The organism is Novosphingobium resinovorum (assembly GCF_036352595.1).
Lineage (GTDB): Bacteria > Pseudomonadota > Alphaproteobacteria > Sphingomonadales > Sphingomonadaceae > Novosphingobium > Novosphingobium resinovorum_B.
On record NZ_JAZFAX010000001.1, the window covers coordinates 404,038 to 428,332 of the forward strand.

General features: G+C 66.8%; 19 protein-coding genes. 11 read left to right on the forward strand and 8 right to left on the reverse strand.

What is annotated here, in order from left to right; translation table 11 throughout:
- On the forward strand, window positions 1-546 hold the full coding sequence (locus V2S85_RS02020; protein ID WP_330701196.1) for a SixA phosphatase family protein: 546 nt from the start codon (window positions 1-3) through the stop codon (window positions 544-546).
- A gap of 130 nt (window positions 547-676) precedes the next feature.
- On the opposite strand, the gene trxB is transcribed toward V2S85_RS02020, so the two are convergent.
- Window positions 677-1,651: a thioredoxin-disulfide reductase gene (trxB, locus tag V2S85_RS02025; RefSeq protein WP_036522857.1), complete on the reverse strand. Its 975-nt coding sequence runs from the start codon at window positions 1,649-1,651 to the stop codon at window positions 677-679.
- Between the two features lie 147 nt (window positions 1,652-1,798).
- Here trxB and V2S85_RS02030 point away from each other — a divergent pair, with 147 nt between their 5' ends.
- On the forward strand, window positions 1,799-2,674 hold the full coding sequence (locus V2S85_RS02030; protein WP_330701197.1) for an alpha/beta hydrolase: 876 nt from the start codon (window positions 1,799-1,801) through the stop codon (window positions 2,672-2,674).
- 738 nt (window positions 2,675-3,412) lie between these two features.
- On the opposite strand, the gene V2S85_RS02035 is transcribed toward V2S85_RS02030, so the two are convergent.
- Window positions 3,413-3,616, reverse strand: a complete 204-nt coding sequence (locus V2S85_RS02035) for a hypothetical protein (protein WP_330701198.1) — start codon at window positions 3,614-3,616, stop codon at window positions 3,413-3,415.
- 567 nt (window positions 3,617-4,183) lie between these two features.
- On the opposite strand from V2S85_RS02035, the gene V2S85_RS02040 reads away from it, so the two are divergent.
- From V2S85_RS02040 to V2S85_RS02060, 5 genes are all read left to right on the forward strand, one after another.
- Window positions 4,184-4,597: a ModE family transcriptional regulator gene (locus V2S85_RS02040; RefSeq protein WP_330701385.1), complete on the forward strand. Its 414-nt coding sequence runs from the start codon at window positions 4,184-4,186 to the stop codon at window positions 4,595-4,597.
- 43 nt (window positions 4,598-4,640) lie between these two features.
- On the forward strand, window positions 4,641-5,411 hold the full coding sequence (gene modA, locus V2S85_RS02045) for a molybdate ABC transporter substrate-binding protein (protein WP_330701199.1): 771 nt from the start codon (window positions 4,641-4,643) through the stop codon (window positions 5,409-5,411).
- Entirely contained in the window at window positions 5,408-6,109 is a 702-nt protein-coding gene (modB, locus tag V2S85_RS02050; protein ID WP_330701200.1) for a molybdate ABC transporter permease subunit, read from the forward strand. Before modA ends, modB begins: the two co-directional genes overlap by 4 nt.
- Window positions 6,110-6,128: 19 nt before the next feature.
- Window positions 6,129-6,749, forward strand: a complete 621-nt coding sequence (locus V2S85_RS02055) for an ATP-binding cassette domain-containing protein (protein WP_330701386.1) — start codon at window positions 6,129-6,131, stop codon at window positions 6,747-6,749.
- Window positions 6,750-6,828: 79 nt separating this feature from the next.
- Window positions 6,829-8,097 (forward strand): NmrA family NAD(P)-binding protein, encoded by a 1,269-nt coding sequence (locus tag V2S85_RS02060; RefSeq protein ID WP_330701201.1) that lies wholly within the window; start codon window positions 6,829-6,831, stop codon window positions 8,095-8,097.
- Between the two features lie 143 nt (window positions 8,098-8,240).
- Here V2S85_RS02060 and V2S85_RS02065 read toward each other — a convergent pair whose 3' ends face one another.
- The 3 genes from V2S85_RS02065 to V2S85_RS02075 form a co-directional block, all read right to left on the reverse strand.
- The gene (locus V2S85_RS02065) at window positions 8,241-9,398 is read right to left on the reverse strand and encodes an isovaleryl-CoA dehydrogenase (RefSeq protein WP_330701202.1); all 1,158 of its coding nucleotides are present in this window, start codon (window positions 9,396-9,398) and stop codon (window positions 8,241-8,243) included.
- A gap of 94 nt (window positions 9,399-9,492) precedes the next feature.
- On the reverse strand, window positions 9,493-11,001 hold the full coding sequence (locus V2S85_RS02070; RefSeq protein WP_330701203.1) for an MFS transporter: 1,509 nt from the start codon (window positions 10,999-11,001) through the stop codon (window positions 9,493-9,495).
- A gap of 246 nt (window positions 11,002-11,247) precedes the next feature.
- The gene (locus V2S85_RS02075; RefSeq protein WP_330701387.1) at window positions 11,248-12,282 is read right to left on the reverse strand and encodes a LacI family DNA-binding transcriptional regulator; all 1,035 of its coding nucleotides are present in this window, start codon (window positions 12,280-12,282) and stop codon (window positions 11,248-11,250) included.
- Between the two features lie 276 nt (window positions 12,283-12,558).
- On the opposite strand from V2S85_RS02075, the gene V2S85_RS02080 reads away from it, so the two are divergent.
- The 4 genes from V2S85_RS02080 (at window position 12,559) to V2S85_RS02095 (ending at window position 21,052) form a co-directional block, all read left to right on the forward strand.
- Window positions 12,559-15,342: a TonB-dependent receptor gene (locus V2S85_RS02080; RefSeq protein ID WP_330701204.1), complete on the forward strand. Its 2,784-nt coding sequence runs from the start codon at window positions 12,559-12,561 to the stop codon at window positions 15,340-15,342.
- A gap of 133 nt (window positions 15,343-15,475) precedes the next feature.
- Window positions 15,476-17,311 carry an alpha-amylase family glycosyl hydrolase gene (locus V2S85_RS02085; RefSeq protein WP_330701205.1) on the forward strand — a complete coding sequence of 612 codons (1,836 nt, stop codon included), beginning with the start codon at window positions 15,476-15,478 and terminating at the stop codon, window positions 17,309-17,311.
- A 49-nt stretch (window positions 17,312-17,360) separates the two neighbouring features.
- Window positions 17,361-18,992: an alpha-amylase family glycosyl hydrolase gene (locus V2S85_RS02090; protein ID WP_330701206.1), complete on the forward strand. Its 1,632-nt coding sequence runs from the start codon at window positions 17,361-17,363 to the stop codon at window positions 18,990-18,992.
- The gene (locus V2S85_RS02095; RefSeq protein WP_330701207.1) at window positions 18,989-21,052 is read left to right on the forward strand and encodes a glycoside hydrolase family 97 protein; all 2,064 of its coding nucleotides are present in this window, start codon (window positions 18,989-18,991) and stop codon (window positions 21,050-21,052) included. The genes V2S85_RS02090 and V2S85_RS02095 overlap by 4 nt, the downstream gene beginning before the upstream one ends.
- Window positions 21,053-21,166: 114 nt before the next feature.
- Here V2S85_RS02095 and V2S85_RS02100 read toward each other — a convergent pair whose 3' ends face one another.
- From V2S85_RS02100 to V2S85_RS02110, 3 genes are read right to left on the reverse strand one after another with little or no spacing between them, the layout of a single operon-like run.
- Window positions 21,167-21,826: a pilus assembly protein TadE gene (locus V2S85_RS02100; RefSeq protein WP_330701208.1), complete on the reverse strand. Its 660-nt coding sequence runs from the start codon at window positions 21,824-21,826 to the stop codon at window positions 21,167-21,169.
- Window positions 21,827-21,840: 14 nt separating this feature from the next.
- Window positions 21,841-22,434 (reverse strand): TadE family protein, encoded by a 594-nt coding sequence (locus tag V2S85_RS02105; RefSeq protein ID WP_330701209.1) that lies wholly within the window; start codon window positions 22,432-22,434, stop codon window positions 21,841-21,843.
- Window positions 22,431-24,272: a TadE/TadG family type IV pilus assembly protein gene (locus tag V2S85_RS02110; RefSeq protein ID WP_330701210.1), complete on the reverse strand. Its 1,842-nt coding sequence runs from the start codon at window positions 24,270-24,272 to the stop codon at window positions 22,431-22,433. Before V2S85_RS02110 ends, V2S85_RS02105 begins: the two co-directional genes overlap by 4 nt.
- Window positions 24,273-24,295 lie beyond the last annotated feature (23 nt).

Sequence of the window (24,295 nt, forward strand, 5' to 3'; positions counted from 1 at the left end):
ATGAAAATCCTCGGCATCTTCCGTCACGCCAAATCGGACTGGACCGATGCCCGGCTGCGCGACTTCGACCGTCCGCTCAACAAGCGCGGGCGGGTCGGGGCGGGTGTCATGGGCAAGCACATCCTCGAGCACGGCGTGGGCTGGCGCTACATCCTCGCCTCGCCCGCCGTGCGCGTCACGCAGACGATCGAGCTTGCCGGTGAAGCGGCCGGAGAGACGCCGCCCGTCACCTGGGACCGGCGCATCTACCTCGCCAGTTCGGCGGCGCTGATCGACGTGCTGAAGGATCAAGAGAGCGACCCGCGCTCGATCCTGCTGGTCGGGCATAATCCGGGGCTTGAGGATCTGATCTTCGACCTCGTGCCGGATGACGGATCCAGCCCCCTACGTGACGTGGTGGAGGACAAGTTCCCGACCGCAGCCTATGCGGTGGTGGAACTCGACATCGAGCACTGGTCGCAGCTTCGCGAGGGCTGCGGGTGGCTGACGCATCTGGTGCGCCCGCGCGATCTCGATCCCTCGCTGGGTCCGAGCCTGACGGAATAACCCTCCGTCATCGCATAACCCATTCGTCATTGCGAGCGAAGCGAAGCAACCCAGGGCAGTCTTGAGCCGCCCTGGGTTGCTTCGCTTCGCTCGCAATGACGAATGGGGGAGCGAAAACGCTCCCTCGAGATCACCCCTGCACCGTCTCCGTAATCCCCGCGAGGTGCAGCTTGTGCGCCAGATACCGCTCGGCATCGAGCGCGGCCATGCAGCCCACGCCCGCAGCGGTGATCGCCTGACGGTAGACATGGTCCGACACGTCGCCCGCCGCGAAGACGCCGGGGATGGCGGTCTTGGGGGTGCCCGGCTCGACGATCAGGTAGCCGGTGTCGTCCATCGCCAGCTTGCCCTTGAACAGCTCGGTCGCAGGCGCGTGGCCGATCGCGACGAAAGCGCCGTCAGCCAGTAGCTCGCTCTGCTCGCCGGTCTCGGTGTCGATCAGCGCGAGGGCGCGCAGGGCGCCGTTCTCGCCCGCGAGGAAGCGGTCGACCTTCTTGTTCCAGACCGTGGTGATCTTGGGATGCGCGAAGAGGCGGTCCTGCAGGATCTTCTCCGAACGCAGCGAATCGCGGCGATGCACCAGCACCACCTCGGTCGCATGATTGGTGAGGTAGAGCGCTTCCTCGACCGCGGTGTTGCCGCCGCCGATCACGACCACCTTCTTGCCGCGGTAGAAGAACCCGTCGCAGGTCGCGCAGGCCGAGACGCCCTTGCCCGAAAGTTCCTGCTCGCCAGGGACGCCCAGCCACTTGGCCTGCGCGCCGGTGGCGATGACGAGGGTGTCGCCCTCATAGATGTCACCGCCGTCACCGGTGGCGACGAACGTGTCGCCGGTCAGATCGACATTGGTGATCGTGTCCCACATCATGCGGGTGCCGACGTGGACCGCCTGCGCTTCCATCTCCTGCATCAGCCAGGGGCCCTGGATGACCTCGCGGAAGCCGGGGTAGTTCTCGACGTCGGTGGTGATGGTCAGCTGGCCGCCGGGCTGCAGGCCCTGCACCACGATCGGCTCCATCCCCGCGCGCGCGCCGTAGATGGCGGCGGAAAGTCCGGCCGGGCCGGAACCGATGATGAGCATGCGGGTCTTGTGCGTGGTCGCCATGTCTTGAACTCTCGCGTGAAATCCTTGGCGGCGGAGATAGGGGCTCGCGCCCGGATCGCCAAGCTGTACGGCGCGCAAGCTTTACTTTCATCCCCGCAATTTCGGCAGCGGATTGACCTCGGCGCGCGCCGTCCCCATCCATCGGGGATGAAGAACCAGCTCGGCCCCACCTCGAACCGCTTCGTCTCCCAGCGCCTGCGCCTGCACTATGTCGATTGGGGCAATTCCGAGGCCCCGCCGCTGATCCTGCAGCATGGTGGGCGCGACCACTGCCGCAGCTGGGACTGGGTGGCCGAGGAACTGCGCCGCGACTGGCACGTCATCTGCCCTGACCTGCGCGGCCACGGCGACAGCGAGTGGAGCCCGGAGGGGCACTACGGCATGGACGCCTTCGTCTACGACTTCGCGCAGCTGGTGCATACCCTCGGGCACGAGCAGGTGACGATCGTGGCGCACTCGCTGGGCGGCAACATCGCGACGCGCTTCACCGGGCTCTATCCGGAGAAGGTGGCGAAGTTCGTCAACATCGAGGGCCTCGGCCCGCCGCCGGGCCTGCGCCGCCAGCAGGAGGAGGAAGGCGCCGGCGACCGGCTGCGCAAGTGGATCGAGGACAAGCGCAAGGCCTCGGGCCGCACGGTGCGCAAGTACGCCTCCCTGCGCGACGCCTACCAGCGCATGAAGGAGGAGAACGGCTTCCTGACGGACGAACAGGCCCGCCACCTCACCATCCACGGCGCCACCCGCAACGAGGACGGGACGTGGAGCTGGAAGTTCGACAATTACCTGAACGTCTGGACCGCATCGGACCTGCCGACCGATCATGTCACTGCGCTGTGGCAGGCGATCACCTGCCCCACGCTGATGCTGTGGGGCAAGGACAGCTTCGCCAGCAGTCCGGCGGGCGACGGGCGCATGGACTATTTCCCCAGCGCGCGGTTGATCGAGTACGAGAACGCCGGACACTGGCTGCACCACGACCAGTTCGACCGGTTCATGGGCGACGTGAAGGCATTCCTGAAATAAATTCCTCTCCGAGCTTGTCTCGGGGAGGGGGACCGCCCGCGCAGCGGGTGGTGGAGGGGTAGAGGGCAAGCGGTTCCCCCTCCGTCACCGACTGCGTCGGCGCCACCTCCCCGAGACAAGCTCGGGGAGGAACTGAACTCTGCACATATGGCAATGCCCGCTGGCGAGTGCGGGCCTAACGCCGGGGGAAGATCAACGCGAATACCGAGAACATCGGGTCGGCGTCGGGAGCGTCCAAGCAGGGACGCGGGGGGTTGTATTCCACCTGCTCTGACGAGCGGCCGGGTAGCGGTGGTCAGCCCGGCTCGACCTGGGTATTCCATCGGAGCCGTCCCGTATGACCGACGTTAGGGTTCGCGTCGTTGGCGGTCATGGGTCATCCGGGATAGCCTTCGCGGTGTCTGTCCGAAGGCAGAACGGTTCGAAGGACGTTTCCAGAGCCGAGAGGACGGTCCGGGTCTTCGTTGGGCGCGTGGTTTGCACAGCTGCGGCTGAAACCGCATCCCGGCCCACGACGCCGACCCGATACACCGGAAGCGACTTGTACATCACCGCTCCGGAGGCTGGAGCATATAACCTATTTGGATATAAATGTCAAGATTGGCCGAGCATCCTGCAGCGCCATCCACCCTGCCCGTTCACGATGAACGGAAGAGCTTCGATCAGCTACGTCGATGCATGGGTGCGACCCGACGGTTCTCGGGCATCCGGGGGTTGCAGCCAGTCCAACCCCGGGGTTCATGCCAGCAGGAAGTATCCCAGCGCCGCCCAGCAACCCATGCAGAGCAGGATCGCGATCGCGAGGCCCCGCCCGTCGTGCTCCTCGCCGCGATCCATCCGCTGTGCGGCGTAGACCATGCCGGTGGAGAGCCGGGCCGTGAAATCGCGTCCGGTGTCAGGGATGCGTTCGAAACGGATAATATTGTCGTCAGCGACCTTCATAGCCCATCCTCAAAGTTGCCGGGACGGTTACACACGCTGTTCAGGCGGCTCCCCCGTCCAGATCAAGCAAAAAGGCTGCGCCTGTTTGACGTCTCGCCTACTCTTTCCATGGCTGAAGTAATACCAGACCCCGCCGGGTTGTTCCAGAATATCCCGAACGCATCACATCCTTTTAAGCCCCAGATGGAATGCAATATTATCTTCAATGAGAGGGTAATAAATGCAAAGTCTCCTGAAATTTCCCGACTGGCAAGAAAGCACCGGATTTTGCGCCGCAAAACGGCTGCAAAGGGCCGATAACAAGCCGATTGCAATCGTTGCGCACACGCAACCCCGGATTTTCGCCGCAAGGCAGCACGAAAGTACCGCAATGCAGCGCCGCCATGCCCTTACGCGGCAGGCCCGTCCCGCTCCGGGGCCACCCCAAAGTTTTCGACAGCCCTGAAGCGCCGTTCCGACGATCCGCTCCCCGCGCGCGGCCATGTGATTCGCGCGGCGGCGCCATTTCCGCAGGGTTCAGGCCACGGCCATCTTGTCGCCATGGGCGCTCGGGCCTACTCTGGCGCGATGACCGATGCGCCGCGCCTGAAGATCAAGATCCAGATCCATTCCGGTGATGAAATCGCGATGGGGCCGGGCAAGGCGGATCTGCTCGATGCAATCCGCGTGGAGGGATCGATCTCGGCGGCCGGCCGCGCCATGGGGATGAGCTACCGCCGTGCATGGCTGCTGGTCGACGTGATGAACCGCTGCTGGCATGCCCCGCTGGTGCATACCGCGCCGGGCCGGGCCGCGACCAGCGGTGCCCGCCTGACCGAACTCGGCGAGGCGGTGCTGCGTCGCTATCGCTCCCTGCAGGAGGGCATCGCCACCGCATCGTGCGGGGCCGACTACGATGCGCTCGCCGCATGCCTGCTGGCAGAGCCGCGCGCCTCGCAGAAGGATCGCGAAGCGGTTGCCTCGCCGCTCGCCGGCGACTAGTCGATATACTGTCAGATACAGTATCCTTCCGGAGATCGTCCCGATGCGCACGTTCGTGGCCTCGTTCCTGGCCGCGCTGGCCATGCTTTGCGGCATCGCTGCGGCGGCTGCCGCGCCTGCGCAGCCCCCGCTGGTGCTTGCCGCGGCGAGCCTGCAGGAATCCATGAACGCCGCCGCCGACGCCTGGGCGCGCAAGGGCCATCCGCGGCCGCGCATCTCGTTCGCCGCGTCCTCCGCCCTCGCCCGCCAGATCGCATCGGGCGCGCCGGCGGACCTGTTCGTCTCCGCCGACGAGCCGTGGATGGACGATATCCAGGGCAAGGGCCTGGTCCGCAAGGGCACGCGCCTGTCGTTCCTGCGCAACGACCTGGTGCTGATCGCCCCGCGCGCAAGCACCGTGCGCCTGACGATCGGGCGCGGCATGCGGCTCGACCGGGCGCTGGGCAACGGGCGCCTTGCCGTCGCCGATCCGGCCGGGGTTCCCGCCGGGATCTATGCGAAGCAGGCGCTGACCCGGCTTGGCGCCTGGCCTTCGGTGCAGGACCGGCTCGCCCCCGGGGACAGCGTGCGCGCGGCGCTTGCGCTGGTGAGCCGGGGCGCGGCGCCGCTGGGGATCGTCTACGCCACCGATGCCCGCGCCGATCCGGGCGTGCGCGTGGTCGCCGCCTTCCCCGCCTCCAGCCACGACCCGATCAGCTACCCGGTGGCCACCCTCACCGCCTCGCGCAATCCGCAAGGCGAGGCGTTCCGCCGCTTCCTGGTCTCGGCAGAGGGCAAGGCGGTATTCCGCCGCTTCGGCTTCGGGACGAAATGACGCCGCTTTCCCCGGCCGAGTGGGAAGTGCTGCTGCTCTCGCTCAAGGTCGGCGGGGTGGCCATCGCGGCGGCATTGCCGGTCGCCTTCGCCTGCGCCTGGGTGCTGGCGCGCTGGCGGTTTCCGGGCAAGGTTCTGCTCGACGTCGTGGTTCACCTGCCGCTGGTCTTGCCCCCGGTCGTCACCGGCTGGCTGCTGCTGCTCGCCTTCAGCCCGAACGCCGCGCTTGGCGGACTGCTGGAGCGCACGCTGGGACTGACCCTGCTGTTCCGCTGGACCGGCGCCGCCCTCGCCGCCGCCGTGATGGCGCTGCCGCTGATGGTGCGCGCGATGCGCCTCTCGCTCGAAGGCGTCGACCGCCGGCTGGAGAGCGCCGCGCGCACCCTCGGCGCGGGGCCCTGGCGCACGTTCCTGACGGTGACGCTGCCGCTCAGCGCCAACGGCGTGCTCGCCGCGCTGGTGCTGGGCTTCGCGCGTTCGGTGGGCGAGTTCGGGGCGACCATCACGTTCGCCTCCAACATCCCCGGCGAGACGCAGACGCTGCCGCTGGCGATCTACAGCGCGCTGCAGGTGCCGGGAGCGGACCTGCAGGTGGCGCGCCTGGCGGCGCTTTCGGTGGCGCTTTCGGTGCTGGCGCTGGTGCTGTCCGAATGGCTGGCGCGGCGCAGCGGGCAGGAGAAGGGCCGCCATGTCCTCTGACTCCATGTCCTCTGCCTCCATCTCCTTCGACGTCGCCGTGACCCTCGTTCGCGGCACGGGCCCCCACGGCCATCGCCGCAGCCATGCCTTCACCGCCGGGCCCGGCCTGACCGCGCTATTCGGCGCATCGGGGGCCGGCAAGACCAGCCTGCTCGACGCCCTCGCCGGACTGCTGCGACCGACCGAAGGGCGCATCGTCGTCGCCGGAACGACCCTGTTCGATGCCTCCGCGCGGATCGACCTCAAGCCCGAACGGCGGCGCTGCGGCTATGTGTTCCAGGACTTGCGGCTGTTCCCCCACCGCACCGTGCGCCGCAACCTCGCCTTCGCGCGGCCCGCCGGGGCGGGGCTCGACTGGGACCACACGCTCGACCTGCTGGGCATCGCGCACCTGCTCGACCGCATGCCCGCGACGCTGTCCGGCGGCGAGGCGCAGCGCGTGGCGATCGGGCGCGCGCTGCTCTCCGACCCGGCGTTCCTGCTGATGGACGAGCCGCTGGCCTCGGTCGATGCCGCCCGGCGCGAGGACATCCTGCGCCTGATCGAGCGCATCCGCGACGAACTCGCCCTGCCGATCCTCTACGTCAGCCATGACCGCGCCGAAGTGGACCGTCTGGCGCAGACGATCGTATCAGTCTAGGTTTACGATCCGGCCTGCTAACGGCACTTGTCAGTACCCCCGCCCGGCGGGGGTGCGTATGGGGCCAATGCAGGAACTGGTGGCGGACAGGGGACAGACGATGCGCATTCTGGTGGTGGGGCCGACCGGCCGAACGGGCAGTCACGTAATCGACGCGCTGCGCGCGCGCGATCCGGAGGCCGATATCCGCGGCCTGTGCCGCTATCCGGAAAGCCCTGCGCGTTCGATCGAGACGATCCCCGGTAACCTCGACACCGGAACCCGCAGCGCACGCGCCATCGAGACCATCCCCGGCAACCTCGACACCGGAACCCGCAGAGCGCGTGCCATCGAGACCATCCCGGGCAACCTCGACACTGGCACCCGCAGAGCGCGTGCCATCGAGACCATCCCGGGCAACCTCGACACTGGCACCCGCAGCGCCCGTGCCATCGAGACCATTCCCGGTAATCTCGATACCGACACCCGCAGCGCACGCGCCATCGAGACCATCCCCGGCAACCTCGACACCGGAACCCGCAGGACGCTCGCGATGGAAGTCGTCGCCGATCCCGCCGAAGGATCGACCACCCGCGCGCGGGCGATCGAGACCATCCCCGGCAATCTCGACACCGGCACGCGTCGCTCTCACGCCATCGCCTGCTTCACCGGCGACCTGGAAAACCCCGCCGACCGTGCGCTGGCGGTCGAGGGCGTGGACGTCGTCATCCACTACGCCCCCGCCTTCCACCCGCGCGAGGCGGCGATGGGCACCGGCATGATCGACGCGGCGACCGCCGCCGGGGTCAAGCGCTTCATCTACGTGTCGGCACTGCACGCGCAGGCGACCAGCGTGCCGGGCAACGCCGCCAAGCTGGCGGTGGAGGGCTATCTCGCCGAATCCGCGCTCGACTGGACGGTACTGCGCCCGCAGGCCTTCATGCAGAACGTCGACGTCGCCGCCGCGGTGGCGGCCGGCGCGCTCGACCTGCCCTTCCCGCTAGCATCGCGGCAGGGCTACCTCGATCTTTTCGATCTGGCCGAAGTCGTCGCCCGGATCGTGCATGAGGACGGCCATGCCCTCGCCACGTACGACCTCGCCGGCGACGAGGCGCTGAGCACCGCCGAGATCGCGGCGCTGCTGACCACGGTGAGCGGGCATCCGGTCACCGCCGGGGAACTGCCGGTTTCCGGCCTGCTGGCCAGCCTGGAAGCGGCGGGGCCGGCCTATGCCTATGTCGCCGATGCGGCAAGCCGGCTGTATGGCTGGCAGGCGCGCACGGGCGGCAGGGGCAATGCCAACGCCCTGCGCTGGCTGCTGGGCCGCGAGCCGACCCGTTTCGAGGACTACGTGCGGCGCAGCGTCTGAGGACTTCTCTGGAAAATGCCCATCCGGGGCATTTCCGGTTCGACACCGGCCCACGCCCCCACCCGACCTCCAATTAGTGTATCGAGGTCGGGTGGGGGCGTGGGCCGGTGCCGCCAAATCCGCCTACAGCGGATTTGCAAAACTCAAACCGCGCCGATCAGTTCGCGGCCGATGAGCATACGGCGGATTTCGTTCGTCCCCGCGCCGATGTCGAGCAGCTTGGCATCGCGCAAGTAGCGCTCCACCGGCCAGTCCTTGGTATAGCCCGCGCCGCCCAGCGCCTGCACCGCCTCGCCAGAGACGCGGAAGGCGTTCTCGCTCGCCAGCAGGATCGCGCCCGCCGCGTCGAAGCGCGTGGTCTGCCCCGCATCGCAGGCGCGCGCCACCGCATAGACGTAGGCCCGCGCCGACTGCAGCGCGACGTACATGTCGGCGACCTTGGCCTGCATCAGCTGGAACGCGCCGATGGCCTTGCCGAACTGCTTCCTCTCGCGAAGGTAGGGAATCACGGTGTCTAGGCAGGCCTGCATGATACCCAGCTGCAGTCCCGAGAGCACCACGCGCTCGTAGTCGAGCCCGCTCATCAGCACGCCGACCCCGCCGTGGAGCGGGCCCATCACGTTCTCCTCGGGCACCAGGCAGTCGTCGAACACCAGCTCGCAGGTGGGCGAGCCGCGCATGCCCATCTTGTCGATCTTCTGGCCGATCGAGAAGCCGGGCATGCCTTTCTCGATCAGGAAGGCGGTGATGCCCCTGGAGCCTTCGCCGGTCTTGGCATAGACCACCAGCGTGTCGGCATAAGTGCCGTTGGTGATCCAGAACTTGGTGCCGTTGAGGCGGAAGCCGCCCGGCACCGCCTCTGCCCGCAGCTTCATGCCGACGACGTCGGAGCCCGCGCCGACCTCGGACATCGCCAGGCTGCCGACATGCTCGCCGGAGATGAGTTTCGGCAGGTACTTCGCCTTCTGCGCCTCGGTGCCCCAGCGCCGGATCTGGTTGACGCACAAGTTGGAGTGCGCGCCGTAGGACAGGCCGATCGAGGCCGAGGCGCGGCTGACTTCCTCGACCGCGATGACATGTTCGAGGTAGCCGAGGCCGACCCCGCCCCATTCCTCCTCGACGGTCAGGCCGTGGAGTCCCAGCTCGCCCATCTCGGGCCACAGGTCACGCGGGAACCAGTCCTCGGCGTCCACTTTCGCGGCGATCGGGGCAATGCGCTCGTCGGCGAAGCGGGACACGCTCTCGCGGATCATCTGCGCGCTCTCGCCCAGGGCGAAGTCGAAATCGGGGGTGGCGCGCATGGGTTCCTCTCCTCTTGGCTGCCGGTTCTTTGCACTGGCTTCTAGCGCAATATCGGTGCGGCGCGAAGATGGAATATTACATGGGTCTGTGTAATTATGTCTCGGAAATTCGCAGCGAGGCGATAGCGGCGATCACCAGCGTTCCGGCGGCGAAGGCCATCGTCCAGATCGGCTCTCCGGGGAAGAACGCCTTCATGATCGAGCCCATGACCGTCGCCACCAGCAGCTGCGGCAGCACCACGAAGACATTGAACAGGCCCATGTAGATGCCCAGCTTCGATTGCGGCAGGCTGCTGGCGAGGATGGCGTAGGGCATCGCCAGGATCGAGGCCCAGGCGACGCCGATGCCGATCTCGCACACCAGCAGCGCGGTGGGATCGCGCAGGCCCAGGAACCCGGCGAAGCCCAGCGCACCGGCGACGAGGCACAGCGCATGAGTGCGCGCCTTGCCCAGCCTGGCCGAAAGCACCGGCAGCAGCGCCAGCGCGGCGACGGCGGCGACGCCGTTGTAGACCGAGAACAGCACGCCCACCCAGTTGCCCGCCTCCTGATAGGCGGCGCTGGCGGGATCGGCCGACCCGAAGTGGTATTGCGCCACCACCGGGGTGGTGTTGATCCACATGATGAACAGCGCCGACCAACTGAAGAACTGCACGAAGGCGAGCCGCTTCATCAGCGGCGGCATGCCGGAAAAATCGCCGACGATCCCGGCCAGCATCGAGGCGCTGCGGCCCGAGCGCGCCAGCCCGATGGCCGCCATCGTCGCGATCCCGTAGCCCGCCAGCAGCGCGGCGAGGATGTAGACTTCCTTCTCCAGCGCCCAGCCGCGCACCGCCATGGCGACCACGAGGCCCGCCGCGATCCACGGCAGCCCGCTCCACAGGCCGCGCCCGGCAAGGGCGGCGGCGGAGGCGCCCTCCTCTTCCGGCGCATCACCGAAGGAGGCCTGTTCCTGCGGCGAATATTCGCGCGTGGTCAGGACCGTCCACAGCACCGCCGCGAGCAGCGCCAGTCCTCCGGCCCAGAAGCTGTAGCGCACGGTGTCGGGTATCTGCCCCGGCGCCGCCGCGTTGGAGATGCCCAGCTGCTCCAGCAGATAGGGAAACAGCGAGCCGACCACCGCGCCCGCGCCGATGAAGGCGGTCTGCACGCCGTAGCCCGCCGTGTGCTGGTCCTTGCGCAGCATGTCGCCCACGAAGGCGCGGAACGGCTCCATCGCAATGTTGAGGCTGGCGTCGAGCATCCACAGCAGCAGCGCCGCCATCAGCAGGCCGGAAGATGCGCCGGCGCTTTCCGGCATGGCGAGCAGCGCGACCGTGGCCAGCACCGCGCCGCCGAGGAAATAGGGCCGGCGGCGGCCGAGGCGGCCGAGCCAGGTGCGGTCGGACATGTGGCCGACGATCGGCTGCACCAGCAGGCCGGTCAGCGGCGCCGCCACCCACAGCGCGGGCAGGTCGTCGATACCGGAGCCGAGCGACTGGAAGACGCGGCTCATGTTGGCGTTCTGCAGCGCGAAGCCGATCTGGATGCCGAAGAACCCGAAGCTGATGTTCCACAGCCCCGCCCAGCCCTGCCGGGGTTTCTCGATCGCTGCCTTGGTCATCGCGTCCTTTCCCTGCACCTCGCGGACTTGGCGCCGCGCCGGACCTGCGGCACTCGCACGGGAGGCCGGCGGCGACAACATGCATACGAATGCCTTGCGCGTCACCCGGTGGAGGGGGCGGCAAGCTCAGCCGCGACCCTTCGACAAGCTCAGGGTGAGCGGGGGTAGTGTAAACCTCCCAATCCCGCTCGGACTGAGTGCTGAGCCTGTCGAAGCATCGAAGACCCCGCAGCCAAGCGCTCCCCCTTACCCCGCCGTGCTGCGCCGCACGACCAGCCGCGCGGGCAGCGTGCGGGACTGCACCTCGCGGTCCTCGATCTGCGCCGCCAGCGTCTCGACCAGTTCCGCGCCGGCGCGCTTCAAGTCCTGCATCACCGTGGTCAGGGGCGGGTTGGTCATGCTGGCGGCGGGCAGGTCGTCGAAGCCCATCACCGCGACCTCGCGGGGGATCGCGATCCCCGCCTCGGCGAGCGCGCGCATCGCGCCCACGGCGATGAGATCGCTGGCGGCGAAGACCCCGTCGAAGCCCAGCCCCTCCGCGATGACCTCACGCATCGCCGCATGGCCCATGTCCTCGAGGTTGACGACGTCGCGCTGCAAGCGCGGATCCACTGCCAGGCCCGCCGCTTCCAGCGCCTCGCACAGCCCGCGATAGCGATCGGCGAATTCCGGATAATGCTCGTCCGCCTGGCCAAGAAACACGATCCGCCGCCGACCGAGGCCCAGCAGGTGCTCCCCCGCCATGCGCCCGGCGCCGCGATTGTCCGAGCCGATGGTGGCGCCGACGTTCACCTCGCCCACGCTGCCCCAGCGCACGAAGTGGGTGCCCTGCCCCACCAGCTGGCGCAGGCGGCTCTCGTAGAGGGTGTAATCGCCGTAGCCGAGCAGGATCAGCCCGTCGGCGCGGTGGCTGTCCTGGTAGCGCACGTGCCAGTCGTCCTCCAGCTTCTGGAACGAGATCAGCAGGTCCAGCCCCCGGTTCGCGCACTCGCGGGTGATCGCGCCGAGCATGGCGAGGAAGAACGGGTTGATCTTGGAATCGTCGGGCGACTGTTCCTCGAAGAACAGCAGCGCGATCGTATTCGAGCGCTGCGAGCGGAGCGACGAGGCGTTCTTGTCGACCGAATAGTTCAGCTCGCGGGCGATCGCCTCGATCCGCGCGCGGGTGGCAGCGCTGACCGACTTGCTGCCGCGCAGCGCCCGGCTGACGGTCGGCTGCGAGACCCCCGCTCTGTAGGCGATGTCGAAGCTGGTCGGACGGTTGGTCGGCTTGCGCCCCATAACTTTCATGACCCGATGCTGCGTCGCAACAATGCAACAAGCTATGTTAGATAACTCAATACAATCGTGTGCTTACGCGCGAATCCGGGCGTTGCATGGAAGACACGCTGCGTAGCCACCCTGCACCTACGTATACGTATGCCATATTATGCGCAACGAAGGACCGTCTTAATCAGAGGGGGTCGAATGGAGTCGCGGCAGAAATGCACGGGCTCAACCAGGAGGAGATGCCGGGCGCCAGATGTGCTGTCCCGGCCATACAGGGGAGGACACGCAATGTCGCTTCGTAACGAGTTTTCGGTCGCCGGTACCGCATCGCGCACCGCCATCGCCGCCGCCCTGATCGCGGCCGCATTGCCCGCCGCATCGTGGGCGCAGGACGCCGGCACGCCGGCGGAAGATGCCGCCACCGATACCGCAGGCACCATCATCGTCACCGGCTACCGCGCATCGCTGCAGAACGCGATCAACCAGAAGCGCAACGCCGAGCAGATCGTCGAGAGCGTCTCGGCCGAGGATATCGGCAAGCTGCCCGACGCCTCGATCGCGGAATCGATCGCCCGCCTGCCGGGCCTGACCTCGCAGCGCGTCAATGGCCGCTCGAACTCGATCGCCATCCGCGGCTTCGCGCCGGACTTCTCGACCACGCTGCTGAACGGCCGCGAGCAGACCTCGACCGGCGACAACCGCGCCGTCGAGTACGACCAGTATCCGTCCGAAGTCGTCAGCAGCGTCAACGTCTACAAGACGCCGATGGCCAGCCTCGTCGGCCAGGGCCTGTCGGGCACCGTGGACATGCGCACGATCCGCCCGCTCGATGCCGGCAAGCGCATCGTCTCGATCGGCGCGCGCGGGACGTATGCCGATCTCGGCAAGCTGAACGCCGGGTCCAAGGACAAGGGCTACCGCGTCAACGGCACGTACGTCGATCAGTTCGCCAACGACACCATCGGCATCGCGCTGGGCGCCAGCTACATCGACGAGCCCTACCAGGTGCAGGAATTCAACTCCTGGGGCTATGCCGACACGCCCGAGGGCGACAAGGTCATCGGTGGCTCGAAGTCCTATGTCACCTCGACCAAGCTCAAGCGCCTCGGCCTCAACGGCACGCTGCAATGGAAGCCGACGCCGAACCTGACGACCACGCTCGACGGCTTCTATTCCAGCTTCAAGGACGACCAGATCAAGCGCGGTATCGAACTGCCGCTGTACTGGGATCCGGACACCGTCACCCTGTCCAACGCCACCGTGACCGACGGCATGGTCACCTCGGGCACCTTCGACGGCGTCAAGGGCGTGGTGCGCAACGACGTGTTCAACCGCCATGCCAAGCTCTACTCGTTCGGCTGGAACACCAAGTGGGAGGGCGACGACGGCTGGAAGGCGTTCTTCGACGTCAGCTACTCCAAGACCGACCGCAGCGAACTGACGGTCGAGAGCCTCGCCGGCACCGGTCGCAACACGGTGGGCGCGCTAGACAGCATCGATTTCGTGATGAGCGGCAAGGGCGCGCAGTTCTCGCCCGGCCTCAACTACGGCGACTACGACCTGATCCTGCTGACCGGCCCGCAGGGCTGGGGCGGCAACCAGACCGCCGTGGACGGCACGCAGATCCTCAACGGCCAGGACGGTTACTACAACAACCGCCACATCAAGGACGAGCTGTGGCAGTACCGCGTCGAGGTCGAGCATGAGTTCGAAAGCGGCCCGCTGCACTCGTTCCAGGTCGGCTGGAACTACACCAACCGTTCCAAGACGCTGGTGCCCGAGGAATACTTCCTCGGCCTCGCCGCCAACACCGACGGCCTGACCAGCGTGGCCGTGCCCGAGGAATACCGCCTGAAGGGCGAGACCAACCTCAAGTACCTCGGCCTTGGCCCGGTCATCAGCTACGATCCGCTCGCGCTCATCCGCGACGGCATCTACAACCGCGTCGCCAACCCCTACGGCGACGTCGTGGTCAAGAGCTACTCGATCCGCGAGCGCCTGATGACCGGCTATGTCCAGGGCAACATCGATGCCGACATCGGCTCGGCGCACCTGACCGGCAACTTCGGCGTGCAGGCGCAGTGGACCGACCAGAACTCGCGCGGGGCCAGCGCGGTGCTGCTGGGGACGAACGACAACGGATCGCCCAACGTCGGCGCACTGGTGCGCAACGTCAGCGTCGATTACCTCGACGTGCTGCCCAGCCTCAACCTCTCGCTGCGCCTGCCCAGCCAGACGGTGATCCGCTTCGCCGCCGCGCGCGAGATCATCCGCCCGCGCCTCGACGACATGCGCGCCTCGGAGAAGTTCGACTACACGATCGCCGGCGGCATCGCGCAGGTCACCGGCGAATCCGGCAACCCGTACCTCCGTCCCTGGCGCGCCAATGCGCTCGACCTGACTTTCGAGCAGTATTTCGGCGGCAAGGGCGTGATCGCCGCACAGTTCTTCTGGAAGGATCTGAAAACCTACATCTACAACCAGCAGCTCACCGTCCCCACCGACAGCCTCTCGCTGCAGGATCCGGGCAACGGCATCGCCCTGTCGCCGACGGCGCAGTACACGATCCCGATCAACGGCAACGGCGGCAAGCTCTACGGTGTCGAACTGGCGACCACGCTGCCGTTCGAGACGATCGTGCCGGCGCTGGAAGGCTTCGGCGTGACCGGATCGGTGGCTTATACCAAGACCAAGATCCAGCCGACGCCGGACTCGCCCAGCGGCGATCTTCCGGGCTATTCGAAGTGGGTCGCCAACGGCACCGCCTACTTCGAGAAGTGGGGCTTCAATGCGCGCGGCTCGGTGCGCTACCGCTCGACCTTCATGGGTGAGGTCTCCGGTTTCGCGGCCAACCGTGTGCGCCGCCGTGCCAAGGCCGAAACGATCGTCGATGCGCAGATCGGCTACGACTTCCAGGCGGGCAGTTCGCTGGAAGGCCTGTCGCTCTACATCCAGGGCCAGAACCTGACCGATGCGCCGTTCGTGACGACCAACCCCGGCGATAGCCGCGAGATCATCGACTACCAGCGCTACGGCCGCCGTTTCCTGGCCGGTTTCACGTACAGGTTCTGATCTTACCCCCCCCGGCGCCGTGAAGGAACCCTCCTCCTCCCGAGCGGCGCCAACCGGCGGAACCGTCGAAGTCTCCCTCCCTTCGACGGTTCCGCCTACCTTTCCCCGACTGCCAGCCGGAAGATCGCCTGTGATGAACCGCCTGATACCTTCGCTCTCGGCCCTCGCGCTGGCCCTCTCCCATGGCACCGCGTTCGCCGGGACGGTCGAGGACATGCGCGCCCGCACGCCCGAGCAGGAAGTGATCTATTTCGTCCTGCCCGACCGTTTCGAGAACGGTGACACCGCCAACGACGAAGGCGGTCTCGGGGGCGGCCTCAGCAGCGGCAAGCTGCAGACCGGCTTCGATCCCACCGACAAGGCGTTCTACCACGGCGGCGACCTCAAGGGCCTGACCGCGCGGCTGGACTATATCCAGGGTCTCGGCGCCAGCGCGTTGTGGGTGGGGCCGATCTTCAAGAACAAGCCGGTGCAAGGCCCCAAGGGCAACGAGAGCGCGGGATACCACGGCTACTGGATCACCGACTTCACACAGGTCGATCCGCACTTCGGCACCAACGACGACTTCAAGGCGCTCGTCGAGGCCGCGCATGCCCGGGGCATGAAGGTCTACATGGACATCATCGTCAACCACACGGCGGACGTGATCCAGTACAAGGAAGGGGTCGCGGAGGGGTATCCGTACCGTTCGAAGGCCGACTATCCGTTCTCGACCCAGGGCGGCGTGAAGGGCCCGGCGATCAACCCCGGTTTCCTCGGGGAGACGGTGCAAACGCCTGAGAACTGGGCGAAACTGACCGATCCCTCGTTCGCCTATACCCCCGTCGTGCCCAGGGCGGAGAAGGACGTCAAAGTCCCCGCCTGGCTCAACGATCCGATCTACTACCACAACCGCGGCAACACCGACTGGAAGGGCGAGAGCGCACAGTACGGCGACTTCGTCGGCCTCGACGACCTCGCCACCGAGAACCCGCGCGTGGTCGATGGGATGATCGAGATCTACGGCAGCTGGATCGACCGCTTCGGCATCGACGGCTTCCGCATCGACACCGCCCGCCACGTCAACGCGGAGCTGTGGCAGAAGTTCGTGCCCGCCATGCTGGAGCGCGCGAAGGCAAAGGGAATCAACAACTTCCACATCTTCGGCGAAGTCGCGACCGGCGATTACGACCCGGCCCTGCTCGCCTCGTGGACGCGCAATGCGGGCCTGCCGGGCGTGCTCGACTTCGCGTTCATGCGGGCGGTCGACGATGCCGCCGGCGGCGCCAAGGACGGCGGGACCGAGACGCTGGCGCGGCTGTTCGACGACGATGCGCTCTATGCGGGCGGCAAGGCGGGGGCGCTGCAGCTGCCGACGTTCCTCGGCAACCACGACGCCGGGCGGCTGCCGATGTTTCTCAAGCTGGGTCAACCGCTTGCGAGCAATGACGAGCTGCTCAAGCGCTCGATGCTGGCCCATGCCATGCTGCTGACGCTGCGCGGGGTGCCGACGATCTATTACGGCGACGAACAAGGCTTCATCGGTCATGGCGGTGACCAGTGGTCGCGGCAGGATATGTTTGCTTCCAAGGACTTGCGGCTTACCGACGAGCCCTTGCTGGGCACGACCCGCGCCCCGAATGCCGAGCATTTCGACCCGACGCACCCGCTCTACAAGCTGATCGCGCAGCTCGCGACCTTGCGCCGGCAGACTCCGGCGCTGACGGGCGGCATGACCAAGGTTCGCACCGCGTCCGACAAGCCGGGGCTGTTTGCGGTCTCGCGCTTCGATCCGGCCACTGGAAACGAGGTTTTGCTTGCCTTCAACACCTCCACCGAGGCGGTACAAGGCAACCTCGCCGTGGAACCGAAATCGTTGCAATTCCAGATGCTTGCAGGCTCTGCATGCCCCGTGAAGGCAACCGCTCCGGGATCGGTTTCGATCGCCCTGCCACCGCTCGGTTTCGCTGTCTGCGCGGCCCACCCCTGAGCGGCACCCAACGGCACCCTAACGACACCTAGACGTACCAGAGAGCGCCATGACCGACCCCTACCCCCCTCAGAAGACGCCATGGTGGCGCGGCGCGGCGATCTACCAGATCTATCCGCGCAGCTTCGCCGATTCCAACGGCGACGGCATCGGCGACCTGCCCGGCATCACCGCCCGTCTCGACCACGTGGCGCGGCTCGGCGTCGAGGCGATCTGGATCTCGCCGTTCTACCAGTCGCCGATGGCGGACTTCGGCTACGACATTTCCGACTACTGCGCGGTCGATCCGATGTTCGGCACGCTGAAGGATTTCGACGCGCTGATCGCCAAGGCGAAGACGCTCGGCCTGAAGGTCATCGTCGATCAGGTCTATGCCCATACCTCGGACCAGCACCCGTGGTTCGCCGAGAGCCGGTCCAGCCGCGGCAATGCGCGTTCGGACTGGTACGTCTGGGCCGATCCCAAGGTGGATGGCTCGCCGCCCAACAACTGGCAGTCGGTGTTCGGCGGCCCGGCGTGGCGCTGGGATGCGCGGCGCGGGCAGTATTACATGCACAATTTCCTGGCCGAGCAGCCGCAGCTCAACTGCCACAACCCCGAGGTGCAGGACGCGCTGCTGGCGGTGGCGAAGTTCTGGCTGGACCGGGGCGTCGCGGGCTTCCGCATCGATGCGCTCAACCACTCGATGCACGACCCGATGCTGCGCAACAATCCGCCAGCGCCCGATGACGGCAAGGTGCGCACGCGGCCCTACGATTTCCAGTTGCAGGTCTACAACCAGTCGCACCCGAACATCCTCAAGTTCATCGAGCGGTTGCAGGCGCTGATCGCCTCTTATCCCGATACCTATTCGCTGGCCGAAGTCGGCGGATCGCGGGCGATGGAGGAGAAACGCACCTTCACCGAGGGGCCGAAGCGGCTCGACAGCGCCTATGGCTTCGACCTGCTCTATGCCGAGAGCCTGACGCCTGCCCGCATCGCCGAAGTGCTGCAATTCTGGCCCGACGAACCCGACGCCGGATGGCCGAGCTGGGCCTTCGAGAACCATGACGCCCCCCGCGCCCTCTCCCGCTGGTGCGCGCCCGACCAGATCGACGCCTTCGCGCGGATGAAGATGCTGACGCTGCTCTCGATCCGGGGCAATCCGATCCTGTTCCAGGGCGAGGAACTCGGCCTGCTGCAGGACGAGATTCCCTTCGAGATGCTGCAAGATCCCGAGGCGATCGCCAACTGGCCGCTCACCCTCTCACGCGATGGCGTGCGCACGCCGCTGCCGTGGATGGCGCAGAGCGAGCATGGCGGCTTCACCTCGTCCGCGCCGTGGCTGCCGCTGAGCGAGCAGAACCTGTCGCGCGCGGTCGACCGGCAGGAGGCGGACCCGGCCTCGCTGCTCAATCTGACACGGCATCTGCTGCAGCTTCGCGCCGCCGATCCGGCGCTGCGCCGGGGCTCCGGCGAAGTGCTGCTCGCCGACGAAACGCGCCTCGTGCTGCGCCGCGAACTTGAAGGCCGCAGCGTGCTGGTGGTCGTCAACATGAGCGATGCGCCTGCAGCATGGCCCGAAGCAATTCCGACCGGCAGCCGCGTTCTGGCCGCCGTCAATAACGCCGAATGCGCCCTCACCTTGGGCACGCTCCCCGCATGGGGCGCCTTGTGGATCATCGAAGGAGAAACGGCATGAAGCCGCTCGCCCTGCTGGCTAGTGCCGGCATCGTCATCGCCGCCCCTGCCATGGCGCAGGAAACCAAGCCGCCCCAAACCTCTGGCGTCACCGCGCAATCGCCCGACGGCTCGATCGTGCTGACGGTCACCACCGACAACGACAGCCGCCCGATGTGGTCGCTCACCCGCAAGGGCAAGCTGCTGATCGCGCCGAGCAAGCTGGGCTTCATCCTGACGGACGGCCTCAACATGACGCGCGGCTTCGCCATCGAGAGCAGCGATACCGCCAAAGGCGACGACACCTGGGAACAGCCCTGGGGCGAGCGCCGCTTCGTCAAGGACCGCTACAATCAGGTCACCGTCCGCTTCAAGCAGGGCAAGACCTACGGGACGCGGCTGATGAACGTCACCTTCCGCCTCTTCGACAACGGCGTGGGTTTCCGCTACGAGATCCCCGAACAGCCGGGCCTCAAGACGATGAAGATCGCCGACGAGACGACGGAGTTCGACATCGTCCCCAAGGGCACCGCATGGTGGATCCCCGGCGGGGAGTGGAACCGCTATGAGCAGGTCTACCAGAAGACCCCGATCGACGCCGTCTCCACCGCGCACACGCCGATCACCATGAAGCTGGAGGACGGCACCCACCTGTCGTTCCACGAAGCGGCGCTGGTCGACTATGCCGGTTACTGGTTCAAGCGCGCGACCGGGCAGACGTTCCGCACGACGCTCTCGCCCTCCTCGCGCGGGCCTCGGGTGGTACGCGACCTGCCCTTCGCGACGCCGTGGCGCACGGTGCGCATCGCGGATGACGCCGAAGGTCTGGTCGACAACGATCTGGAGCTGAACCTCAACGAGCCCAACAAGCTGGGCGATGTCAGCTGGGTGAAGCCGGGCCGCTACATCGGCATCTGGTGGGGCATGATCCGCAACGACTGGACCTGGGCGGAAGGCCCCAAGCACGGCGCCACCACCGAGCGGACCAGGCAGTACATCGACTATGCCGCGAAGCACAAGTTCCGCGGCGTGCTGGTCGAGGGCTGGAACAAGGGCTGGAACGGCGACTGGTTCGGCCACGGCGACGAGTTCAGCTTCACGCAGGCGACGCCCGATTTCGACATCGAAGCGGTGACCAAGTACGCCGCGAAGAAGGGCGTCAAGCTGATCGGTCACCACGAGACCGGCGGCAACATCGCCAATTACGAAGCCAACATGGACGCCGGTTTCGCGCTCTACCAGAAGCTGGGCGTGGATACGGTGAAGACCGGCTACGTCGCCGACCACGGCGGGATCATCGCCAACACCGACTATCCCGGCGGCCCGGTCGGCCCGGTCCGCATGGAGTGGCACGACGGCCAGCGGCAGGTCGAACACCACCTCGCCGTCGTCGAGGATGCCGCGAAGCACCACATCGCCATCGACGCGCACGAACCGGTCAAGGACACCGGCCTTCGCCGCACCTACCCCAACTGGGTCTCGCGCGAAGGGGCGCGCGGCATGGAGTACAACGCGTGGGGGCGGTTCGCCAACGGGCCGGACCATGAACCCACGCTGGTCTATACCCGCATGCTGTCCGGCCCGATGGACTTCACGCCCGGCGTGCTGAGCCTCGAAGGCGCGAACGGCCCCCTCGCCTCGACGCTGGCGAAGCAGCTGGGGCTGTACCTCGCGATCTACTCGCCGATCCAGATGGCGGCGGACTTTATCGAGCAGCTCGACAAGTACCCGCGCGAGATGAACTTCATCGAGAGCGTGCCGACCGACTGGGCCGAAAGCCACCTGATCGCGGGCGAAGTGGGCGACTATGCGATCTTCGCACGCAAGGACCGCGCTTCGCCGCGCTGGTTCGTCGGCGGCGTGAACGACGCGACGGCCCGTAACGTGACGCTGAAGTTCGACTTCCTCGACGCGGGCAAGAGCTACAAGGCCAGCGTCTGGAAGGACGGCGAAGGCGCGACGTATGAGACCGAGGCGCGCCACAACATCGCCTACGACACGCGGACGGTGAAGAAGGGCGATACCATGGACGTGTGGCTGGCCCCCGGCGGCGGCACCGCGATCCGGCTGGAGCCGCGCTAGACCCATCCGTCACCCGCGAGCGAAGCGAAGCAACCCAGGGCAGCACTACGCCGCCCTGGGTTGCTTCGCTTCGCTCGCGGGTGACGAAACTTGGTGATTGCGACGATCAGCCCCTCAGCTGCAGCTGGCCTTCGTGGTCGTCGTGGCGTCGGAGATGCCGTCGCCGGAACTGGTGCCGAGGTTGCGGTCGTCGCGGATGATATAGGCGGCCTCGCGGCGGAAGTTGGGCTGGCCGACGAACCAGCTGCCGAACAGCGGCTGATAGGTATAGTTCACCTCGACGTACATTACCGCCGAGCCCGACACCGCGGTGATCACGGGATTGCCCATGCCCGCCAGCGTGGTGCCGGTCAGCCCGGCCTTGGCGACGCCGTACTGCGACTTCACCTTCAGGCTGCCCTGGCAGCGCTGCCAGTGGATGTACTGCCGCTTGGTGGTGGTGTCGTACTCCAGGCTGGAGAGGATGATCCGCCCGTTCGCCGCGAAGTTGAAGTACGATCCCTGCACCAGCGCGCCGGACATCACCGAGTTGACGTCCGCCTCCTTGACGGTGGGCGTCACCGCGCTGTTGTCGGTCTGGCCGAGGCGCGAGGCGTTGTCGGCGACCGAGGCGGCGATCTGGCCGATCTGCATGTTGATCATCGCCATCCACGCCAGCTCGGTGCCGTAGAAGCCCAGCGTGACGAGGATCGGCAGGATCAGCGCGAACTCCATGAAGGAGACGCCCCGCTGGTCGCCGCGCAGCCGCCGGGCGAGGCGTGCCGTTCCCGTCATGACGGCCGCCCCGATCACTTGCACGTCCCCGCGGCCGAGCCGTACTTGGCCTGGAGCGCGTAAGGCTGGTTCTTGTGGACCGCGCTGGCGGTCAGCGTGCGCTGGTCGGCCGCGGTCGAGATGAACGGCACGACGAACAGCGGCTTGTAGCTGACCGTCACGGTATAGAGGACGACGTCGTTCGCCCCGCCGTTGCCGCTGCTGCCGACATCCGCGTCCCACGAGCCGTTCTTGTTCTCGTCGGTATAGCTTTCGCCGTTGTCGCACGTGCCGTTGCCGTTCTTGTCGTTCCAGGCCTCGGCACGCTTGATATCGGCGAAATCGTAGTAGCTGGAGCGCTTGAACGCCAGGGTGGCTCCGGGCGCGACACCCTTGACGATGCCCGAGACGTAGGCGTCGGCCTTGGTGTTGTCGGCGATCTCCAGCCCGTCGCTGCGCGCCGCCTCGCCCACGGCGCCATGGAGGACCGCCGTGAGATAGGCGGTATGCGCCATGTCGTAGATGCCGATGAGCAGCACCAGCAGCACCGGGCAGGCGACCGCGAACTCGATCACCGCCGAACCGCGCGCATCGCCGCGCAGGCGCTTCGGGAAGCGCGCCGCCCTCACTGCACGACCCTGAGTTCGCCGACCTGCTTGGCGATCTCCTGGAACGCCGCGTTCAGCTCGGTCGAACTGTTGGCGGTGAACGAGCTGTCGTCCGAGGCGCAAGTGGTCAGGTCGGTGCTGAGGCTGGAGGTGAAGGCGATCACCCAGACGCGGATGCCCTTGTCCTTGATCGCCTCGCAGGTGGCAAGGAAGCGCGAGGTGTGGCGCGCGGCGTCGTTGGAGGAACCGTCGCTGGTGACGCGGCGGTCCCAGTACTCCATGCCCCAGGCCTGCGGCACGTAGTAGGCCGGTTCCATCTGGCCGTCGGTCATGAAGATGATGTGGCGCGACACTTCGCCGCCGTTGGACGGATCGTCGTTGACCAGCGACTTCCACATGCCGGTCGGCGACATCATGCGCCCGCCCCAGATCATGCCGATGTCGAGGTAGGTGCCGCCCACCGCGTTCAGCGAATCCGCATAAGTGTTGAAGGCGGACTGCGTCATCTCGCTCAGCAACTGGGCCTTGGCCGGGCAGTAGGTGCCGCCTGCCTCGCCGTAGTAGGTCTCGTCGGTAGTGGTGAAGCTGCCCTTGCTGTTCTCGCGGCGATACGAGATCTCGGGCCACAGCGGCGCCCACTTGGTGTTGTCGTTGGTCACGTCCGGCGCGCTGTCGAGGTCGAGGTCGAGCGCGGCCGCAGGACTGATGCCGGTGGCCGAGGAATAGCTGAAGGTGGACTGCGCGACGGTGCCGCGCTCCTGGATGCAACCGCCCCAGGTGGTGCTGACGTTGGCGCCGTAGGAGCCGGTCTGCGTGGTGACCGCGTTGAAGCCCTTGAACGAACTCGTGACGTAGCTCTTCTGCTTGTAGACGTAGCGCCAGTAGCTGTAGACCGTCTGTCCCTTCGAGACATAGATGTAATAATACGTCTTGCTGCCCGATTTGGCCGATACGCAGCTATAGGCATACCCGGTCTGGCGCTGGGCCACGGTCGAGATATCGCTGGCGTTCACCGTCGTGGGCGAACCGCTGTTCGTCCAGGTTCCGTTGTTCGACGGGAACGCCGCGGTGCAGGCCGACTGGGAGCTATAGGCCGTCGACGAATAGAGCGTGGCGGTATCCGTGGTCGTGGTGGTCGAATAGTTCGTCCACTCGCGCGACTGGTAGTTGTAGTTGTCGACGATGTAGCGGGTGTCGAGATCGTTGAGCAGCCGGCCGACGTTCACGGTCGAGCTGAACGGCACGAAGCCGTAGCGCACGCGCGCGTTGCTGGCGGCGGTGGCGTTGTAGATCGTGGTGTAGAAATTCTTCATCGCCGCGCGCAGCGCCTGGATGCGCGTCTGCGATCCCGAGAGCGTCGAATCCATCGAACCGGTGGTGTCGAGCACCATCATCACGTCGGCATTGCCCACGCCCATCGAACTGCCGCAGGTCACGCTGATCGCGAACGAATCCTTCCCGAAGATGCGCATCAGCACCGTGTCGAGCACCGTCGTCGCGGTCGCCGTGATCGTCTGGCCGTCATCGACCGAGCCGATCGTGAGCACCGTCGAGCGGGTGCCCTGCGTGGTATCGTTGAAGTTGGTGTTGAAGTAGTTCGTCGCGGCGGTTCGGGAAGCAGTGTCGAACCCGGCGGTCGTCACCGTGCGGCGCCCGGCCAGCACGGCGGCGTCGCAGGCGGACTGCAGCTGTTCGCGCGCAAGGTAGTTGCGGCTGAGGTCAACCGCCGAGCCGACGACGAGCGCCGCCACCAGCATGCCGATCGCCGCGATCGGCAGGATGTTGCCGGCGACATCGCGCGAAAGCCTGGCGAGGAACGCCCCCGGAACCTTGCCGAAAATATGAAATGCTTGACGCATCGTAAACCAGGCTCGCTCTTGGA

Excerpts from the sequence above, each read along its gene's own strand:
- V2S85_RS02020 (WP_330701196.1), top strand. The coding sequence starts at position 1 with ATGAAAATCCTCGGCATCTTCCGTCACGCCAAATCGGACTGGACCGAT.
- trxB (WP_036522857.1), bottom strand. The coding sequence starts at position 1,651 with ATGGCGACCACGCACAAGACCCGCATGCTCATCATCGGTTCCGGCCCG.
- V2S85_RS02030 (WP_330701197.1), top strand. The coding sequence starts at position 1,799 with ATGAAGAACCAGCTCGGCCCCACCTCGAACCGCTTCGTCTCCCAGCGC.
- V2S85_RS02035 (WP_330701198.1), bottom strand. The coding sequence starts at position 3,616 with ATGAAGGTCGCTGACGACAATATTATCCGTTTCGAACGCATCCCTGAC.
- V2S85_RS02040 (WP_330701385.1), top strand. The coding sequence starts at position 4,184 with ATGACCGATGCGCCGCGCCTGAAGATCAAGATCCAGATCCATTCCGGT.
- modA (WP_330701199.1), top strand. The coding sequence starts at position 4,641 with ATGCGCACGTTCGTGGCCTCGTTCCTGGCCGCGCTGGCCATGCTTTGC.
- modB (WP_330701200.1), top strand. The coding sequence starts at position 5,408 with ATGACGCCGCTTTCCCCGGCCGAGTGGGAAGTGCTGCTGCTCTCGCTC.
- V2S85_RS02065 (WP_330701202.1), bottom strand. The coding sequence starts at position 9,398 with ATGCGCGCCACCCCCGATTTCGACTTCGCCCTGGGCGAGAGCGCGCAG.
- V2S85_RS02070 (WP_330701203.1), bottom strand. The coding sequence starts at position 11,001 with ATGACCAAGGCAGCGATCGAGAAACCCCGGCAGGGCTGGGCGGGGCTG.
- V2S85_RS02075 (WP_330701387.1), bottom strand. The coding sequence starts at position 12,282 with ATGGGGCGCAAGCCGACCAACCGTCCGACCAGCTTCGACATCGCCTAC.
- V2S85_RS02080 (WP_330701204.1), top strand. The coding sequence starts at position 12,559 with ATGTCGCTTCGTAACGAGTTTTCGGTCGCCGGTACCGCATCGCGCACC.
- V2S85_RS02085 (WP_330701205.1), top strand. The coding sequence starts at position 15,476 with ATGAACCGCCTGATACCTTCGCTCTCGGCCCTCGCGCTGGCCCTCTCC.
- V2S85_RS02090 (WP_330701206.1), top strand. The coding sequence starts at position 17,361 with ATGACCGACCCCTACCCCCCTCAGAAGACGCCATGGTGGCGCGGCGCG.
- V2S85_RS02095 (WP_330701207.1), top strand. The coding sequence starts at position 18,989 with ATGAAGCCGCTCGCCCTGCTGGCTAGTGCCGGCATCGTCATCGCCGCC.
- V2S85_RS02100 (WP_330701208.1), bottom strand. The coding sequence starts at position 21,826 with ATGACGGGAACGGCACGCCTCGCCCGGCGGCTGCGCGGCGACCAGCGG.
- V2S85_RS02110 (WP_330701210.1), bottom strand. The coding sequence starts at position 24,272 with ATGCGTCAAGCATTTCATATTTTCGGCAAGGTTCCGGGGGCGTTCCTC.